Source organism: Micromonospora sp. NPDC048169 (assembly GCF_040652815.1).
Taxonomy (GTDB): domain Bacteria; phylum Actinomycetota; class Actinomycetes; order Mycobacteriales; family Micromonosporaceae; genus Micromonospora.
Genome location: NZ_JBEZMS010000003.1, coordinates 220,476 through 237,414, shown reverse-complemented (window position 1 = coordinate 237,414; position 16,939 = coordinate 220,476). Strand labels below are relative to the sequence as shown.

Annotated in this window: 20 protein-coding genes and 1 tRNA gene; 8 read left to right on the top strand and 13 right to left on the bottom strand. The window is 73.0% G+C overall.

The window, feature by feature from the left end; genetic code table 11:
* Nucleotides 1–48 precede the first annotated feature (48 nt).
* From AB0D28_RS04715 to AB0D28_RS04705, 3 genes are all read left to right on the top strand, one after another.
* The gene (locus AB0D28_RS04715; protein ID WP_357382205.1) at nt 49–468 is read left to right on the top strand and encodes a CBS domain-containing protein; all 420 of its coding nucleotides are present in this window, start codon (nt 49–51) and stop codon (nt 466–468) included.
* 68 nt (nt 469–536) lie between these two features.
* On the top strand, nt 537–962 hold the full coding sequence (locus AB0D28_RS04710; protein ID WP_357382203.1) for a SufE family protein: 426 nt from the start codon (nt 537–539) through the stop codon (nt 960–962).
* Between the two features lie 20 nt (nt 963–982).
* Nucleotides 983–1,615, top strand: a complete 633-nt coding sequence (locus tag AB0D28_RS04705) for a DsbA family oxidoreductase (RefSeq protein WP_357382201.1) — start codon at nt 983–985, stop codon at nt 1,613–1,615.
* A 36-nt stretch (nt 1,616–1,651) separates the two neighbouring features.
* On the opposite strand, the gene AB0D28_RS04700 is transcribed toward AB0D28_RS04705, so the two are convergent.
* The 4 genes from AB0D28_RS04700 to AB0D28_RS04685 all read right to left on the bottom strand — a co-directional run bounded on the left by AB0D28_RS04700 (nt 1,652) and on the right by AB0D28_RS04685 (nt 4,937).
* The gene (locus AB0D28_RS04700) at nt 1,652–2,200 is read right to left on the bottom strand and encodes a YbaK/EbsC family protein (RefSeq protein ID WP_357382314.1); all 549 of its coding nucleotides are present in this window, start codon (nt 2,198–2,200) and stop codon (nt 1,652–1,654) included.
* Nucleotides 2,201–2,259: 59 nt separating this feature from the next.
* A complete protein-coding gene (locus tag AB0D28_RS04695) occupies nt 2,260–2,457 on the bottom strand; it encodes a hypothetical protein (RefSeq protein ID WP_355509530.1) in 198 nt (65 codons plus the stop codon).
* A gap of 36 nt (nt 2,458–2,493) precedes the next feature.
* The gene (locus AB0D28_RS04690; RefSeq protein WP_357382199.1) at nt 2,494–3,273 is read right to left on the bottom strand and encodes an NAD(P)H-binding protein; all 780 of its coding nucleotides are present in this window, start codon (nt 3,271–3,273) and stop codon (nt 2,494–2,496) included.
* A 287-nt stretch (nt 3,274–3,560) separates the two neighbouring features.
* Entirely contained in the window at nt 3,561–4,937 is a 1,377-nt protein-coding gene (locus AB0D28_RS04685) for an MFS transporter (protein WP_357382197.1), read from the bottom strand.
* A gap of 193 nt (nt 4,938–5,130) precedes the next feature.
* Here AB0D28_RS04685 and AB0D28_RS04680 point away from each other — a divergent pair, with 193 nt between their 5' ends.
* Nucleotides 5,131–9,600, top strand: coding sequence for an HAD-IC family P-type ATPase (locus AB0D28_RS04680; RefSeq protein ID WP_357382195.1), 4,470 nt, complete (start codon nt 5,131–5,133; stop codon nt 9,598–9,600).
* Here AB0D28_RS04680 and AB0D28_RS04675 read toward each other — a convergent pair.
* The gene (locus AB0D28_RS04675; RefSeq protein ID WP_357382312.1) at nt 9,597–10,544 is read right to left on the bottom strand and encodes an L-threonylcarbamoyladenylate synthase; all 948 of its coding nucleotides are present in this window, start codon (nt 10,542–10,544) and stop codon (nt 9,597–9,599) included. The two genes, AB0D28_RS04680 and AB0D28_RS04675, sit on opposite strands and share 4 nt — an antisense overlap.
* 114 nt (nt 10,545–10,658) lie before the next feature.
* The gene (locus AB0D28_RS04670) at nt 10,659–11,261 is read right to left on the bottom strand and encodes a helix-turn-helix domain-containing protein (RefSeq protein ID WP_357382193.1); all 603 of its coding nucleotides are present in this window, start codon (nt 11,259–11,261) and stop codon (nt 10,659–10,661) included.
* Between the two features lie 65 nt (nt 11,262–11,326).
* On the opposite strand from AB0D28_RS04670, the gene AB0D28_RS04665 reads away from it, so the two are divergent.
* Complete coding sequence (locus tag AB0D28_RS04665) at nt 11,327–11,917, top strand: dienelactone hydrolase family protein (RefSeq protein WP_357382191.1); 591 nt, start codon at nt 11,327–11,329, stop codon at nt 11,915–11,917.
* A gap of 3 nt (nt 11,918–11,920) precedes the next feature.
* Here AB0D28_RS04665 and AB0D28_RS04660 read toward each other — a convergent pair whose 3' ends face one another.
* The 4 genes from AB0D28_RS04660 to AB0D28_RS04645 are packed head-to-tail and all read right to left on the bottom strand — an operon-like array spanning nt 11,921 to nt 13,890.
* A complete protein-coding gene (locus AB0D28_RS04660; RefSeq protein ID WP_357382189.1) occupies nt 11,921–12,601 on the bottom strand; it encodes a hypothetical protein in 681 nt (226 codons plus the stop codon).
* Nucleotides 12,602–12,642: 41 nt separating this feature from the next.
* Nucleotides 12,643–13,152, bottom strand: a complete 510-nt coding sequence (locus tag AB0D28_RS04655; RefSeq protein WP_357382187.1) for a hypothetical protein — start codon at nt 13,150–13,152, stop codon at nt 12,643–12,645.
* Nucleotides 13,153–13,201: 49 nt separating this feature from the next.
* Nucleotides 13,202–13,588, bottom strand: a complete 387-nt coding sequence (locus tag AB0D28_RS04650) for a VOC family protein (protein ID WP_120572498.1) — start codon at nt 13,586–13,588, stop codon at nt 13,202–13,204.
* Nucleotides 13,585–13,890: a helix-turn-helix domain-containing protein gene (locus AB0D28_RS04645; protein WP_357382310.1), complete on the bottom strand. Its 306-nt coding sequence runs from the start codon at nt 13,888–13,890 to the stop codon at nt 13,585–13,587. The genes AB0D28_RS04650 and AB0D28_RS04645 overlap by 4 nt, the downstream gene beginning before the upstream one ends.
* A 51-nt stretch (nt 13,891–13,941) precedes the next feature.
* Between AB0D28_RS04645 and AB0D28_RS04640 the strand changes: the two genes are divergently transcribed.
* Nucleotides 13,942–14,478, top strand: coding sequence for an ATP-binding protein (locus AB0D28_RS04640; RefSeq protein WP_357382185.1), 537 nt, complete (start codon nt 13,942–13,944; stop codon nt 14,476–14,478).
* A gap of 96 nt (nt 14,479–14,574) precedes the next feature.
* Nucleotides 14,575–15,312: an ALF repeat-containing protein gene (locus AB0D28_RS04635; RefSeq protein ID WP_357382183.1), complete on the top strand. Its 738-nt coding sequence runs from the start codon at nt 14,575–14,577 to the stop codon at nt 15,310–15,312.
* 83 nt (nt 15,313–15,395) lie between these two features.
* Here the strand turns inward: AB0D28_RS04635 and AB0D28_RS04630 are convergent, their stop codons facing one another.
* Nucleotides 15,396–15,788, bottom strand: coding sequence for an ester cyclase (locus tag AB0D28_RS04630; protein ID WP_357382181.1), 393 nt, complete (start codon nt 15,786–15,788; stop codon nt 15,396–15,398).
* Between the two features lie 401 nt (nt 15,789–16,189).
* On the opposite strand from AB0D28_RS04630, the gene AB0D28_RS04625 reads away from it, so the two are divergent.
* On the top strand, nt 16,190–16,549 hold the full coding sequence (locus tag AB0D28_RS04625) for a hypothetical protein (RefSeq protein ID WP_357382179.1): 360 nt from the start codon (nt 16,190–16,192) through the stop codon (nt 16,547–16,549).
* Between the two features lie 51 nt (nt 16,550–16,600).
* On the opposite strand, the gene AB0D28_RS04620 is transcribed toward AB0D28_RS04625, so the two are convergent.
* Together AB0D28_RS04620 and AB0D28_RS04615 are read right to left on the bottom strand one after the other, a co-directional pair.
* Complete coding sequence (locus AB0D28_RS04620) at nt 16,601–16,828, bottom strand: hypothetical protein (protein ID WP_357382177.1); 228 nt, start codon at nt 16,826–16,828, stop codon at nt 16,601–16,603.
* Nucleotides 16,829–16,857: 29 nt separating this feature from the next.
* Nucleotides 16,858–16,933: transfer RNA gene (locus AB0D28_RS04615), tRNA-Ala, on the bottom strand.
* Between the last annotated feature and the right edge of the window lie 6 nt (nt 16,934–16,939).

Genomic DNA, 16,939 nt, shown 5'->3' with positions numbered 1-16,939 from the left:
GCCACCGGGTACCGCAGACGGATCGACCGAAGCATTTCGGAGGCTCTCATGTTCCGTGTCAGTGACGTCATGACCAGGCAGGTGGTCTACCTCCCGGCGGAGACCCCGTTGGACGAGGCGGCCCGGGTGATGAAGGAGTCGGACATCGGCGACGTGGTGGTGACCGACGGCGCCACGCTCGCCGGCATGCTGACCGACCGCGACATCGTGGTCCGGGCGGTGGCCGAGCGCGCCGACCCCGGCAGCACGACCATCGGTTCGATCATCACCCGCGAGGTGGTGATGATCGAGCAGAACTGCACGGCGAACGAGGCGGCGGCGCTGATGCGCGAGCGCAACATCCGCCGGGTCCTCGTGTGTGACAACGAGCGCAAGCTCGTCGGCATCGTCTCCCTCGGTGACCTCGCCATGCAGCTCGACCCCCAGTCGGCGCTCAGCGACATCAGCGAGGCCGCACCGAACGTGTGAGGGTGGGCCCCCGCTCGCGTGGCGCGGGGCCCCGCTCGGCACCGCCGGTTGGCGGATAGCCTCGACTCATGCCCGAGATGCCGACCAAGCTGGCCGAGATCGTCGACGAGTTCGCCGCCGCGCCCCGCGACGTCGTCCTGGAGATGCTGCTGGAGTTCGCCGACGTGATCCCGCCCCTCCCCGAGGGCGTGAGCCGGGAGGAGCTGGAGCAGGTCCCCGAGTGCCAGACCGCGTTCTTCCTGCGCGCCGAGGTGAACGCGGACAAGACCGTGAGCACCGTCTTCGACTGCCCGCCGGAGGCGCCCACCACCCGGGCGTTCGCCGGCATCCTCGCCGAAGGGCTGGCCGGGGCGAGCGCCGAGGAGGTGCTGGCCGTACCGGACGACCTCTACCAGCGGATGGGCCTGGCGCAGGCGATCAGCCCGTTGCGGGTACGCGGCGGCACCGCCATCCTGGCCCGGCTCAAGCGCCAGGTCCGGGAACAGATCTCCTGATCCGCGGGTTGTCGCTGGTCATGGACATCGAGATCTACGCCGACGTGGTCTGCCCCTGGTGCTGGATCGGCAAGCGCCGGCTGGAACAGGCACTGGAGTCGTACGACGGCGAGGTGAACGTCCGGTTCCGGCCGTTCCAGCTGGACCCGACGCCGGTCACCGAGCCGAAGCCGCTGCTGGAGGCGCTCGGCGACAAGTTCGGCGGGCGGGACAAGGCCGAGGGCATGGCCGCGCACGTCACCGGCGTCGCCGCGGGCGCGGGCCTCGACCTGCGGTTCGACCGCGCGGTGGCGGCGAACACGTTCGACGCGCACCGGCTGGTTCGCTTCGCCACCGAGCAGGGCCGCTCCGCCGAGGTGGTCGAGCGGCTCTACCGTGCGCACTTCCACGACGGCGTCGACGTCGGGTCGATCGACGCGCTGGTCACGCTGGCCGGCGAGGCCGGGCTGGACGAGACCGAGGCGCGGCAGTACCTGGAGTCGAACCTGGGCCGCCGGGAGGTGGCCGCCGACCTGAGCACCGCCCACCAGCTCGGCGTCTCCAGCGTGCCGACGTTCGTGCTGGCCGGGAAGTACGCGGTCACCGGCGCCCAGGAGCCGGAGACGCTGCTCGCCGCGCTGCGCGAGGTGGCGCAGCGCGAAGCGACAGCCTGATGTTTCACGTGGAACAAGATCGATGCGGATGAGGACCTAGGCCGGCTTGGCCAGGTCCTCCACCACCCTCGCCCCGGGCAGTGCGCCGAGCGCCGGCCCGGGCAGGGCGATCTTGCTGTGCCGTACGCCCGATCCGATGATCACGTGCGGCGTGGCGATCACCCGGGAGTCGACGAGGATCGGCCAGTCCGCCGGCAGGCCGATCGGCGTGATCCCGCCGTACTCCATGCCGCTCGACTCGACCGCCTCGGCCATCGGCGCGAAGCTCGCCTTGCGTACGTCGAGCAGCTTGCGGACCACGCCGTTCACGTCGGCGCGGGTGGTGGCGAGTACGACGCAGGCCGCGTACCGGGTCTCGCCGCCCCGCTTACCGGCGACCACCACGCAGTTGGCCGACTCCGACAGCCCCACCTCGTACGCCTCGCAGAAGGCGGCGGTGTCGGCCAGGTCGGCGTCGATCGGGGCGACAAGCACGTCGTCCACGTCCACCGGGGCCTCGGCCGGCCACTCCCGCAGGGCTGCGGCGACCGGCGGGGCCAGCAGGTCGAGCCGGGTCCGGGCCGGCTCCGTCTTCAGCGTCCCCATCATGCCGCGATCCTCGCACCCGCCTCGCGGATCGACCGGCCGGACCCCGCCCGCGCCCTTCAGTTGGGATTGGTGAGGAAGGCGTTCTCCTGGGCGAAGTCCCGGCTCTCGGTGGTGGTGAGCTGCCGGCGGCGCAGCGCCTCGGGACGGTTCGCCTCGGCGTCCTCGATGCCGTGCCGGACGCCGACCCGGATCACGCCGTAGAGGAAGACGAAACCGAATACGTAGAGGACCACTGTGGCGACGAAGACCAGCATGCGGTCACCGTAGGCCGGTGCGGACCCGACCGGTTCTCATCTTCCGCCGGTTCCCCCGTACGTGTCCGCCAGGTAGTCGGCCCAGGTCCGCTTGCCGGTCGGCGTGGCGGTGGTGGTGAGGCCGCCCGCACGCAGCTCCCGCCCGAGCCGCCCGGGGATCCGGACCGGCAGCAGCGGACGCCGTACCCGGCGTGCCGCCAGCCAGGTGCGAGCCGCCTCGTCGAAGCGCAGCACCTGCGGTCCGCCGAAGTCCTCGACCCGGTTCGACGGCCCGGCCAGCAGCAGGACCGCGAGCCGGTCCGCCACGTCGACCGGGTCGACCGGCTGGGCGAGCACCGCGCGGTCCCCGACCACCGGGCCGAGCCGGCTCGCGCCGCTCAGCAGCCCGGCCAGGAACTCCGGGAACTGGGTGGCCCGCAGCACGCTCCACGGCACCGGCCCGGCGGCCACCACCTGCTCGGCCGCCAGCTTGTGCCGGTAGTAGCCGAGCGGCACCCGGTCGACGCCGACGATCGAGACGAAGACCAGGTGGCGCACCCCGGCGTGCCCGGCGGCCACGGCCAGACGGCGGGTGCCGAGCACGTCGACGTCGTGGGTACGCCGCTGCGGCGACGACGCCAGATGCAGCACCGCGTCCGTCCCGGCAACCGCCTCGGCCAGCCCGGCACCGGTGGCCAGGTCGGCGGTCACCCACTCGACCCCGTCCCCGGTACGCGGCCGGCGGCTGGCCGCCCGCAGCGTGAAGCCCTCGTCCCGCAGTCGCGGCACCGCCACCCGCCCGAGCCGTCCGGTCGCCCCGGTCACCAGCACCCGCATCGCCACTCCTCCCGCCCACGCGCAGCCGCCACACAGCGGCTCCACGGTGGGACGGAATGCCGACCCGGATCGTGACAGCCGCCCGCCCGGCAGCGCCCTCACCCGATCCTGCGCCATCCGGCGGCCCGCTCGGCCCGGATCACCCCGTCCGAGCCACCCACCCGCCCTCTCCCCGACCTCGTCCGCCTTGTTGACCAAGGAGTTGGTGTCGGATCTCGGCCCACCTTCTGACACAAACTCCTTGATCAACCGGTGAGGACGGATGAGGGGAGACGGTAGGCGGGGGGTCAGGGGGTGGGGTGGGGGGAGACTCGGCCGGCCACAGCCAGGCCGAGCAGGCCGCAGGCGGCGGCCACGGCCAGCGTGGTCGCGTAGCCGGCCGGGCCGGGGGACGAACCGGCGGCCAGGACCGCGCCCGTGAGCGCCAGCACGGTGGCGGCGGCGAGCGAGTCGCCCAGTTGCAGCGCGGAGCTGTTGCGGCCCTGCTCGGCCGGGGCGGACTGGGCCAGGGTGAGCACCGACAGCGACGGATAGAGCAGGCCCATGCCCAGCCCGGCCACCGACCAGCTCAGCACCGCCGGCAGCACCGGCAGTCCCGGGAGCAGCGCGGACGCCACGCCCGCCGTACCGATCGTGATGCAGGCCAGCCCCGCCCGGGGCAGCGTCGCCGCCGAGCGGGGTGAGCTGATCCGGCCCTGGATCCACGAGCCCACCGACCAGGACAGCGCCCCGACGGTCAGCACCAGGCCGGCCCCGGTGGGCGAGAAACCGCGCTCCCGGGACAACATCAGCGGGATCACCACCTCGGCGGCGACGAACGCCGCCGACGCCAGCGCGCGCAGCCCGATCACCGTCGGCAACCCCCGTGCCGCACGCAGGAACCCGGCCGGCAGCAGGTGCGGCACGCAGGCGAGCAGCCCGGCCAGCGCCACGGCGATCAGGCCGGCGGCGAGCACGCCGCGCTGCTGCCCCCCGTAGTGCAGCAGTGCGGCGCTCGCCCCCGCCCCGCAGGCCCAGCCGATCCGGGCCAGTGCGCCCGCCGGCGGGCGGGTCGCCACGGTTCCGGTCAGCGCCCGCAGCCCCGGCTGGACCAGCAGCGCCGCCGGGATCGCCACCGCCGGCACCGCGAGGAACACCCACCGCCAGCCCAGGTGTTCCACGATCAGCCCGGCCAGCGCCGGGCCGACGAGCGACGGCACCACCCACGCCGCGGCGAACGCGGCGAAGATCCGCCGTCGCAACTGCTCCGGGTACGCCTGACCGACGACCACGTAGAGCGCCACCGAGACCAGTCCGGAGCCGAAGCCCTGCACCACCCGCCCGACGACGAGCACCCCCATGGTCGTCGCGGCACCGGCCACCACCAGCCCGGCGACGAACCAGACGACCCCGTGCCACATGGCCGGACGTGGTCCGCGCGCGTCACACCAGATGCCGGAGGCGACCATCGCCACCACGCCGGAGGCGAACGGGCCGCCGAACGCCAGCGCGTACAGGCCGAGCCCGTCCAGGCTGCGCGCCACTGTCGGCATGGCGGTGCCCACCGCCAACGCCTCGAACGCGAGCAGGGACACCAGGGCCACGCTGCCCACAGTCATCGCCCGCAGGCGCGGCGACCAGAGGTCGACGGGTGGATCAGCCGGTACGGCGGCGGTGCTGGTCATGGCGTTCAGCCTCGGACCTCACCCCCGGTTGAGGTCAACTGTGTCGCGCGTCTCGTCCCCCGGGACGCCGGACACGGCGGGACACCCGGAACGGAGGGAGCGGCGGCGCATGACCGGAAACTTCTGCCGTCGGGGTGGCATGACGGACGCCGCGCCGGGAAGTCGGGCCGCCGGGACGAGACCGGGAGGCGAGATGGCGCTGGGACGGTTCGCCGGCCTCCTGCTGTCGCCGACGGCCGTACCGGGAGCGGCCGCGCGCGTCGCGCGTACCGTCGGGTCGGCCCTGCCCACCGACGCCGTGCCCGCCAAGGTCACCGAGGTCGCGGGCAGCGTCGGTACGGCGGCGGCCCGGCTGGCCCGCCTCACCGGGCTGACCAGTCGCCGGGTGTGGTCGCAGGACGGCCGGCACCACATCGAGGTGCACGGCGTCTGCCAGGACGGCGGTGACCGGCTGGCCCGCCAGGTCGAGGCGGCGCTGGAGTCGATGCCGGGTGTGACCTGGGCACGGGTCAACGCGCCGTCGGGCCGGGTGGTGGTGGCCACCGGGGATCCGGCGCCGAAGCTGCGCGACCTGATCGCCACGGTGGCACGCGTCGAGCGGACCTGCCCGTACGAGCCGGACCCGGAGATCGAACCGCCGCAGCCGCCCGAGGACGGTCCGCGTACCGCGCGGACGTTCGGCGCGCTGCTGTCCGACGTGCTCGGGTTGAGCATCTCCGCGGCCACCCGTGTCCTGCCGCTCACTCCCATCCCCGCCGAGGTGGCCGGGCTGCTCGGCGCTGTCGACCTGCACCCGAAGCTGCACGCGCTGGCCGGCCTGGGGATCCGCGCCGACCCGCGTGCCGAGGTGCTGTTCCCGCTGGCCGAGGCGGTGGTGCAGGGTCTCACCGGCGGCTGGGCGGGCATCGTGCTCGACGGCGCGCAGCGCGTGGTGCAGTGGGGCGAGGGCGCCGCGCAACTGGCCGCGTGGCGGCGGGCCGAACCGCACCTGACCGGTGACCCGGAGCGGGCTGTGGCCCGGGTGCCTGACGGCGAGCGGCCCTGCCCGGTGCCGGACGGGCAGCCCGAGCGGTACGCCAAGCGCGTGCTCCCGGCCGGCGCGGTCGCCGGAGCGGCGGCGCTGCCGGTGCTGGGGCCGAAGCGGGCCGCCGCGCTGGCGCTGTCCTCGCTGCCGAAGGCGCCCGGCTCCGGCCGCGAGGGGTACGGCGCCCAGCTCGGCCGGATGCTCGCCCGGCGCGGCGTGATCGCGATGGACCGTAGCGTGCTGCGGGAGCTGGACCGGATCGACACGGTGGTGCTCGACGCGGCGGTGCTCGGTTCGGACCGTGGTGTCCTGGCCGACCTCGCGCCGCTGGCCGACGCCGACACCGGGCAGGTCGCCGCCCGGGCGTTCGCGTTGTTCGACCCGGCCGAGCCGGACGCGGTACGCGCCGCCGAGGGCTGGCGGATCGGCCCGCTGGACCGCCTCGGCGCCGACGATCCCGGTGACACCCCGGACAGCGCCCGGCTGCGCGCCGACGGTGGACGGCTGCTCGGGCTGGCCGAGAACGGCCGGCTCGCCGCCGTGCTGCGGGTCGAGCCGGAGCCCGCGCCGGGTGTGGACGCGCTGGCGTCGGCCGCCCGGCAGGCGGGCCTGCGGCTCGTGGTCGGCGGCGCGGACGACGGCCGGTACGACTTCGCGGACCTGCTCGTACCCGGTGGTTCCCGGCTCGCCGACGCGGTGCACGACCTGCAACGCGAGGGCGCCGTGGTGATGGTGGTCTCCGGTGAGCGGTCGGCACTAGCCGCCTCGGACTGCGGCCTCGGCGTGTACGGCCCGGACGACCTGCCGCCGTGGGGCGCGCACCTGCTGGTCGGTGACGACCTGCGGATACCCGCCCTGCTCGTCGACGCCGCCGGGGTGGCCCGCCGGATGACAGCGCAGAACGTCCGGATCGCCATGGCCGGCAGTGGGCTCGGCGCACTCGGCGCGTTCACCGCGGACCGGCGGCGGCTGCCCCGCCCGACCCTGGCGGCGGTCAACGGCGCGGCGGCGCTCGCGTTCGCGCACGGCGTGCTCCGGGCGCACCGGCTGCCGGACCGTACCGGCGCCCCGATGCCCGCGCTCACCGCCTGGCATCTCATGCCGGCGCAGACCGTCCTGGACCAGCTCGCCACCGACCCGTCAGGGCTGGCCGAGGAGGAGGCGGTCCGTCGCCGCCGGGTCGAGGTCGGGGACGAGCGCGGCCCGGCCGGGCTGCTCCGCGCGTTCGTGGAGGAGCTGTCCAACCCGCTCACCCCGGTGCTGGCCGCCGGTGCGGTGCTCTCCGCCGCGTTCGGCTCGCTGGTCGACGCCGCCCTGGTCGGCGGCGTGGTGGGCGGGTCGGCGCTGGTCGGCGCGGTGCACCAGCGCAACACCGAACGGTCGCTGGCCGAGTTGCTGTCCCGTTCGGCGGTCACCGCCCGGGTGCTGCGCGACGGCGCCGAGCGGGTGGTGCCCGCCGAGGAACTGGTACGCGGTGACGTGATCACGGTCAGCTCCGGGGACGCCGTACCGGCGGACTGCCGGGTGCTGACGAGCGACGGACTGGAGGCGGACGAGTCGTCACTGACCGGCGAGTCGCTGCCGGTGCGCAAGAGCCCGGAACCCGTGGTGGCGGCGGCCGTCGCGGAACGGCACTCGATGCTGTTCGAGGGCACCACAGTGGCCGCCGGGCACGGCACCGCTGTGGTGGTGGCGACCGGCGCGGAGACCGAGGCCGGACGGAGTCTCGCCATGGCGCGGCAGGCCGCGCCCGCGAGTGGCGTGGAGGCGCGGCTGGGCAAGCTGACAAGCAGCGCCGTACCCCTGGCGGCCGCCTCGGCGATCGCTGTCGCCGGGGCGGGGCTGCTTCGGGGCGTACCCCTTGCCGAAACGGCGGCGACCGCCGCGAACCTGGCCGTGGCGTCGGTGCCGGAGGGGTTGCCGTTCCTGGTCAGCGCCGCGCAGCTGGCGGCGGCGCGGCGGCTGGCCGAGCACGGCGCCCTGGTCCGCAACCCCCGGACCATCGAGGCGCTGGGCCGGGTCGACGTGCTCTGCTTCGACAAGACCGGCACGCTCACCGAGGGGAAGCTGCTGCTGGCCGGGGTGGGCACTGGCGACGGCCGGTACGCCGTGCTCGACGAACTGGACGACCCGCTCCGGTCGACGCTGGCCGCCGCGGTGCGGGCCACCCCGGCCGCGGACGACCCGGACGAGTTGCCGCAGCAGACCGACCGGGCGGTACGCCACGGCGCGGACGCCGCCGGGGTCACCGAGCGGACCGGTGCGGCGGACTGGGCCGCCACGGCCGGGCTGCCGTTCGAGCCGTCCCGGGGCTACAGCGCCACCGTCGGCCGGGCCGCCGACGGGCTGCTGCTGAGCGTGAAGGGCGCACCCGAGTCGGTGCTGCCGCGCTGCGCGTCCCGGCGCACCGCCGAGGGCGACCGCCCGCTTGACGCGGCCGGGCGCGAGGAGGTGCAGGCGATGCTGGCCGGGCGGGCCGGCGCCGGGCACCGCATCCTCGCCGTGGCCGAGTGCCCGGTCGCCACCGAGCAGGTCAGCGACGAGCAGGTCGACGGGCTGGTCTTCGTGGGTTTCCTGACCCTGGCCGACGGGGTGCGGGACAGCGCCCGGCCGGCGGTGGCCCGGATCCGCGCCGCGGGCGTGCACACCGTCATGATCACCGGCGACCACCCGGCCACGGCCGAGGCGATCGCCGCCACCATCAGCCCGGACGACGGCAGCCAGCGCGTCGTCACCGCCACCGACCTGGACCGGCTGGACGACGCCGCGCTCGCCGAGCGCCTGATGGCCACCGACGTGGTGGCGCGCTGCACGCCCGCGCACAAGGTACGCATCATCCAGGCGTTGCAGCGCCAGGACCGCACTGTCGCGATGACCGGTGACGGCGCCAACGACGCCCCGGCGATCCGCCTCGCCGACGTCGGCATCGCGCTCGGCCAGCGCGGCACTCCCGCCGCCCGCGCCGCCGCCGACCTGGTGGTCACCGACGACCGGCTGGAGACGATCATCGCCACGCTGGTCGAGGGCCGGGCCATGTGGTCGTCCGTCCGGCACGCGCTGAGCATCCTGGTCGGCGGCAACCTCGGCGAGATCGCGTTCAGCGTGCTCAGCGCCGCCGCGACCGGCCGGTCCGCCCTGGGCGGCCGGCAGTTGCTGCTGGTCAACCTGCTCACCGACCTGGCACCCGCGCTCGCCATCGCGGTCCGCCCACCCGCCGACGACAGCGCCGACCACCTGCTGCGGGAGGGGCCGGACTCCTCGCTCGGCGTCACCATGACCCGGGAGATCGGGCTACGCGCCGCGTCGACCACGCTGGGCGCGACGGCCGGCTGGACGATCGCCAGGTGGACCGGTACCCAGCGTCGCGCCAGCACCGTCGCGCTCGCCTCCCTGATCGGCACCCAGCTCGGGCAGACGGTGCTGGCCGGCGGCACCAGCCCCAGCGTGCTCGCCGCCACCGCCGCGTCGGTGGGCGTGCTGGTGGCGGTGGTGCAGACGCCGGGCGTCAGCCAGTTCTTCGGCTGCACCCCGCTCGGCCCGGTGGGCTGGACCATCGCCACCGGCTCGGCGCTCGGCGCGACGTTCGCCAACGGCACGCTGACCAAGTTGATGGACCGCCTGCCGCAGCCCGGTTCTTAGTGCCAGGTGGCGGCGGCCCGGCGCAGCCTGTCGTTCACCGCCCGACCCACGCCGGTCTCCGGCACCGCCTCGGCGACGATCTCGGTCACCCCGGCCGCGTCCAGCCGGTGTAGCGCGTCGAACAGGCGCGCCGCCGCCGCGGTCACGTCGCCGTCGGGCGACAGCACCTCCACCGCCGCCCAGTCACCGTCCGCCGGTGGCTCCCGGAAGGCCAGGAACCCCCGCCGGCCGCCGCCGGGCTCGGCGGCCGTGCCCAACCGCAACGGGGTACGCGGGGCGTAGTGCGCGGCGAGCGTCCCGGGCGCGACCGGCTGACCGGAGCTGCCCTGGCGCACCTCGACCGGGCCGACCGCCTCGACGAGCGCCTCGATCGGCAGCGCCCCCAGCCGCAGCACCACCGGCCGCTCGCCCCGGGCGTCCACGATCGTCGACTCGATGCCGCACCGGGTGGGACCGCCGTCGAGCACCACGTCCACCGCGCCGCCCAGCCCGGCCACCACGTGCTCGGCGCGGGTGGGGCTGAGCTGGCCGAACCGGTTGGCGCTCGGCGCGGCCACCGGCACACCGGCCGCCGCGATCAGCGCCCGCGCCGACGGCTCGTCCGGCACCCGTACCGCCATGGTGTCCAGGCCGGAGGTGACGATCGGTGGGATGGTCTCCGGCCGGTCCACGATCAGGGTGAGCGGACCGGGCCAGAAGCGCTTCGCCAGCTCGGCCACCGCCGCCGGCACCTCGCCCACCAGCGCGGCCAGGTCGGCGGCGTCGGCGAGGTGGCTGATCAGCGGGTCGAAGCTGGGCCGGGCCTTCGCCTCGAAGATCCGCGCGGCGGCCCGGGCGTCGAGCGCGTTGGCGCCGAGCCCGTAGACCGTCTCGGTGGGGAAGGCGACCAGCCCGCCGGCGCGCAGGACGGCGGCTGCCTCGTCGATGCCGCTCTCGGCCGGCAGGACGCGCGGGGATCCGGTGCTCACGCTTCCGACGCTAGCCTGCCGGGTTCGCCGCCCCGGCAAGACCCCGTCGGCGGCCTCAGCCCGGCTCGGTGACAGCTCAACGGCTCGGGCTCAGTCGGTCCGGCCGCGGTCCGTGTCCGGGTCCGTGTCCGTGTCCGGCAGCGTGGGCGCGTCGGTCGGGTAGAGGCCGGCGGCGAAGCCGTACACCTGGTCGCCGGCCCGGGGGATCTGGGTGAACCGCCGGGCCAGCGCCTGGACCTCCGCCCAGAACTCCCGGACGTCCTCGATCGGGATACGGGCGTGCACGAGCGTGCAGCGCAGCTCGTCGGCGGCGTGCGCGGCGGCGGACTCGGCGGCCGCCTCGGCGAGCCCGTTGATTCCGGCGGCCACCCGTTTGTCCTCGGGCCGGCTGAGCGCGCCGACGTAGTAGGTGCGGGCGACACGCCCGTAGAACCGCTCCTCGATGGCGCGTACCCGGCGGGTCCGCACCACGCGCAGCAGACCGGCGTCCACCAGTTGGTTCACGTGGTAGGCCACGCTGCTCTTGGGCCGGCCGACGGCGACGGCCAGCTCGTTGACCGTGGCGGCACGCTCCAGGAGCAGCTCCAGCAGCGTGCTCCGCAGCGGGTCGGCGAGCGCGCGCAACTGCTCCGGTGCGGTGACCACGAGCAGGTCGTCGAGGTCGTAGTCCGGGATCCGCTGATTGACCGACATTTCTCGACCGTTCTAATATTCTGGTTCGTTCGACAACTCTGGTTCGACAATCCAGGAGTGTAGTGATGGCCGAGATCGTGCTCTTCCACCACATTCAAGGGCTCACGGACGGGGTACGCGCGCTCGCTGACTCGCTGCGCTCCGGTGGGCACACCGTCCACACCCCCGAACTGTTCGACGGCGAACAGCCGGCCACCATCGAGGACGGCGCCGCGCTGACCAAGCGGATCGGCGGCGACGTCCTCGACCAGCGCGCGGACGCGTTCGTCGCCGACCTGCCCGCCGGCCTCGTCTACGCGGGCGTGTCCTTCGGCGCCGCGACCGCCCAGCGGCTCGCCCAGACCCGGGCCGGGGCCCGGGCCGCGCTGCTCTACGAGGCCTGCCTGCCGGTGACCGGCGAGTGGGCGATCGGTCCGTGGCCCGACGGGGTGGCGGTACAGGTGCACGGCATGGAGCAGGATCCGTTCTTCGGGCTGGAAGGCGACGTGGACGCCGCCCGTGAGCTGGTGTCGATCGTCGGTCCCGAGCGCGGCGAGCTGTACGTCTACCCCGGCGACCGGCACCTGTTCACCGACAGTTCCCTGCCCTCGTACGACGCCGAGGCGACCGCTCTGGTGATCAGCCGTAGCCGCGAACTTCTCGACCGGCTCGGCTGACGCCTACCCGTCGCCCCGCAGCCGCGCCAACTGGGCCGCGTACTCGGCGTCGGTCAGCGCCCCACGCTCGTACTGCCGGGTCAGCGCGTGGATGTCGCGCCGCCGCCCGGCGCTCGGCGCGGGCGGGCGGGTCCAGCCCGGACGGTCGGCGCGGACCTGGTCCGGCGCCGGGCCCGCCGGCCCGCGCCGCTCCGGGGGCCGGGCGTTGCGGTGGCACTCCCGCAGGGTCGCGAGGATCTCGTCGTAGTGCTCCGGCCAGGTGACCAGCCGGGTCAGCTCCAGGCGGAACGGCCGGATGATGGCGCCGGACTGGATCGGCGTCTGCACCGGCGCGCCGTCGATCCGCTCGATGACGATCGCGTCGCGGCCCATGTCCAGGCCCACTATCGAACCCGTACCGCTGTGGATCTCCACGACCGACGCCCACGGCACTGTGGTCGTGTGGAACAGCGAGCGCGAGCGTACGCCGACGGGGCTCACCCAGACGCCGAGCATCGCGCGGCGGGCCCAGACGACCAGACCGGCGGCGGTCCAAGCCGCAGCGAACGCCGCCATCGGGACCGGATAGACGCCGCGAACGCCCGTGACCACGAAGAACACCAGGAAAGCGGCCGTCCCCACCACCGCGCACATCGCGCCGGAGGTGGTCAGGTCCAGCGAGTACGGGCGCCGCCACACCGTCATGCCGTCAGGGTGACCGACCGTGTCCAGCGGTTCCCGCCGAGTCAACGTCCTCTCGCCAGTTCCTCCACCTCGGCGAGGCTCGCGACCCGGTCACACTCGTCGGCGGTCAGCTTGTTGATCAGCGCCTTCGCCGCCTGGGCCTGGGGAGTCGTGGGCAGGGCGCCGGCCAGCAGGTCCGGCAGCACCAGCTCGTAGCCGGCCCGGGCCCGTGGCGAGTAGCGATGCCGGTTTCGGGTCACCGCCGTTGCCACCCGCAGCGCGTGCTCGTTGCCGGGCGGCACCTGCGGGCGGTCCCGCTCCCGGGCGCCGAACCGCATCCGGTCGCGGAACTCGCACGTCGCACACGTCACCGGTCCGGCGGCCAGTCGCGCCCCGCAGTCGGGACAGGTCAGCCGGTCCACCGCACCGTCAACGGTCCGCCAGTCGTACGCCCCGGGGTCGTCCACGACGAGCCAGGCCAGCTCGCGTTCCTCCGGTGAGCCCGCGGCGACGTCCAGCTCATCGCGCAGCCGTGCCCAGGCGTCCCGGATCTCGCCCTCCAGGCGGGTCACCGCGGCCGCCAACTCCGGGCTCCGCCACGAACCGGCCACCGTCGGCCCGCTACCGGTACTGTGCGATCTGGATCAGGTTGCCGCAGGTGTCGTCGAACACGGCGGTGGTCACCGGGCCCATGTCGACCGGCTCCTGGGTGAACAGCACGCCGAGGCCGCGCAGCCGGTCGTGCTCGGCGGCCACGTCGTCGACGGCGAACTGCGTCAGCGGGATTCCGTCGCCGGCGAGCGCCTCCTTGAACGCCTTGGCGGCCGGGTGCGCGTCGGGTTCCAGCAGCAACTCCACGCCGTCCGGGGCGTCCGGCGACACCACAGTCAGCCAGCGGTACTCCCCGGTCGGCACGTCCGTCTTCTTCACGAAACCGAGCACCTCGGTGTAGAAGCGCAGGGCCTTCGCCTGGTCGTCGACGTACACGCTGGTGAGGTTGATTCTCATGGGTTCTCCTGGGTGGGTGCGGCGGACCTGAGCCATCGCTCGGTGATCGATCGCAGCGGCCGGGTGTCGAGGTGGTGGAACTTGTAGCGGCCCTGCCGCCGCGTGACGAGCAGGCCGGCGGCCTCCAGGACGTCGAGGTGCTGGGAGATCGCCTGCCGGGACGAGGTGACCTGGTGCTTGGTGGCCAGCCGGCCGCAGATCTCGAACAGGGTCTGACCGTCGCGCTCGGTCAGCTCGTCGAGGATCAGGCGGCGGGTGGGATCGGCCAGCGCCTGGTACAGGTCGCCCACGGCACCCACGATAGGCAAGCAGCGGCTTGCCTATCAAGAGGTTTACCGCAATCGGAGGACGTCATGCCCGGATACATCCTCACCGGCGCTCCCGGCTCCGGTAAGACAGCGATCCTGCGCCACCTGGAGGTCGACGGGTACCACGTCGTGGAGGAGGCCGCGACCGACGTGATCGCGCTGCGCCAGGCACTCGGGCGGCCGGAGCCGTGGCGTGAGCCGGACTTCGCCGAGCAGGTGCTGGATCTCCAGCGGGAGCGCTGCCGCCGAGCCGAGCTGTTTGGCGGCGACGTGGTGTTCCACGATCGCTCACCCGTTTGCACGCTCGCGTTGTGCCGTCACCTGGGGTTGACGCCGCCACCCGCCCTGCTCGACGAGATCGAGGGTATGACGACGGAGCGGACCGTCTTCTTCATACGGAATCAGGGTTTCGTCGAGGCGACCGCCGCGCGTCGGATCACCTTCGAGGAGTCGCTCGTCTTCGAACGCGTCCATGAACTGACGTACCGGGAGGCGGGATTCGACCTCGTCGACGTGCTGGCGGGCCCACTGGCGAACCGGATAGCGGCGATAAAAGAGGCAGTTGATCGACTGTGCCCTTAGCGAATTCGCACACGATCGACCACATCAATGCCCTTGCTTTCCGGACCGACGCCGGTAACATCTCCATGTTTTGATCTACACGGGGAGAAAGTCCACATGCGATGGAAGATTCCGGCCGGTGCCCTGGTGGCGCTGGCCTTTTTGATTCCGGCGGCGCCGGCGGCGGCGCAGACCGCAGCGCCCGGGCTGAACGAGTCCTGCCAGACGGTCGAACGCAAGGTGTACAAGGATTTCCGCGAGCTTGTCACCATCGACCTGGACACTGCCACCGTTTCCGAGCTTCGTCTGCTGGCGTACCGGCTGCTGGCCGAGGCGCAGGCCGAATCGTTGCCCGTTCTGCCGGGCGAGATCGAGGAGCGGCTGAAGGGCACCTCGGACGACCTTCGCGCATACCTCAAGAACGTGCGGGATCGCTGGGCGACGGCTCTGCGCGTCAGGATCGGCCAGACGATGACGGGCGCCGGCCCCAACGTGCGAGCCGCCGCGCAGAAGGTACTCGACAACCCGTCGGTCGAGGTATACCTCGCGTACCTGAACAACGGCCTGTACGAGGCTCGTGCGCTCGACTGCGCGTCCCAGCCGACGCCGACTCCGACTCCGACGCCGTCTCGGCCCACGCCCACACCGACCGCGACGCCCAGCGCCACGTCGACCGTCGTACCGCCCGTCACTCCCTCCGCCAGCCTCGGCGCGCCCGGTGGTGGTGAGGGCGGCGGGCTACCCGTGACCGGCACCGACATCGCGACCGTGGCCGGCGTCGGCGGGGCGCTTCTGCTCCTCGGTGGCGCCAGCTACGTCATCGGACGCCGACGTCGTTCCCGCTTCGTCGCATAGTTGCCCGGGTGCGCCCAGCTCGATGCTTCATCGGCTGGGCGCACCGCGTTTCAGGATTCCCCGCCTGCTGGAGCCGCGAAGCGTCAGCCGGCGAGTTGACGCCGCACCGAGTCGGTGTCCATCAGGTACGACATGAACTTGAACTTGCCGTCCTGGACCCGGTAGAAGGCGGTCTCGGTGAACGACACCGATTTGCCGGTGGCCGTCAGACCGTTCCACTCCTTGACCGGGGTGCCCGTGTCGACGAGCCGAGCGGCGATTCGATCACCCTCGACGACGACGTCCTGGATCTCCCAGTGGAGGTCCGGCACCGCTTCCACGTGCTTGTAGAACTCGGCCACCATGTCGGCCATCTTGACCGAGGTGCCGTTCATGATGACCTCCTCGTGGGCGAAGTCCGCCATGCGGGCGAACTCCCGCTTGTTGGCCAGCTCGACGTACCGCAGGTAGAAGTCCCGCAGTTCCTGGGTGGACATGCCTGCATCCGTCGCGGTGGAGCTCATGATCGGTCTTCCTCATCTGTTGATGCCGGCCCGTGTCCCCGGGCCGATCACTGGAGCGAGTTTTTGTACCGCTCGGTTCTGCAACGACCGTACCAGGGTTCTGTACCGATCGGTCCATGATCAGGATCATGTTCTGTACCGATCGGTAGGGCACCGGCTCCGATTCCGTCCTCACCGGCAGTACGTGCGGAGAAACCCGTTGTCGTAGGTAGTGCCGCCCGTCGAGCATGGCCGCTGTGAGCCGAAGCCTCCGAACAGATTCCCGCTCCCGCCAGGCACTCCGGCGGGCGCCCCGGCTCGACCGGGTGCGGATCCACGTTCACGCACCGCGGCCCGGGTTCGCGCACCCGGCGAGCGGACAAGACGTTCGCGACGTGCTGGAGACCCTCGGGTCCTGGGCGTGGTACGGGTTGCGCGCTGTCGAGCTGCGGCAGACCGAGGACTTCCGGCCCGGATTCGTCGTCTACGGCAGGACCCGAGTGCCAGGCGAGATCGTCCTCTACGAGCAACCGCTATCGAAAGCCGCATCGTTGCGGGACTTCATGCGGTTCGACGTACTGCTGCACGAGCTCGGGCATCACGTGCTCCAACACCGCAGCCGGAAGGTCGGCCGGGTGCGACGCCGATCAGATCATGAACGGTTCGCCGAGGCTTTCGCTGATCGATGGAAGCCGACTGCCCAGGCGGCACTCGACACGGCCGCATCAACAGCCGCTGGTGATCAGACGACGTGATGTGGTGGAGCCCAGCGGACTGTCGTGTCTCTGTCCGTGCCCCGGCTGCTGTCAATCGTCTCGCCGATCTCGGCAATCGCAGCGGTTCATCAAGCCGGGGTACGTATCCAGCCGCCCATCGATCCGATGCACCAGGAGGCGGCCGTCTTCGATCCAGATCGTCTCGCCGGCGTTCAAGAGGACTGGGCGGTCCGGCACGAAGTGGCGCCAGCGGTCAATCAGCGTCAGGCGGTCGGCCCGCTCGCGCGATGCCGACGGCTCCCGCCTAGCCATGGTCATGCTCGACAGCCACCAACCGGGGAAAGTGCTGGTGGAGCCCAGGGGACTCGAACCCCTAACCCCTGCCTTGCAAAGGCAGTGCTCTGCCAGTTGAGCTAGGGCCCCGTGACG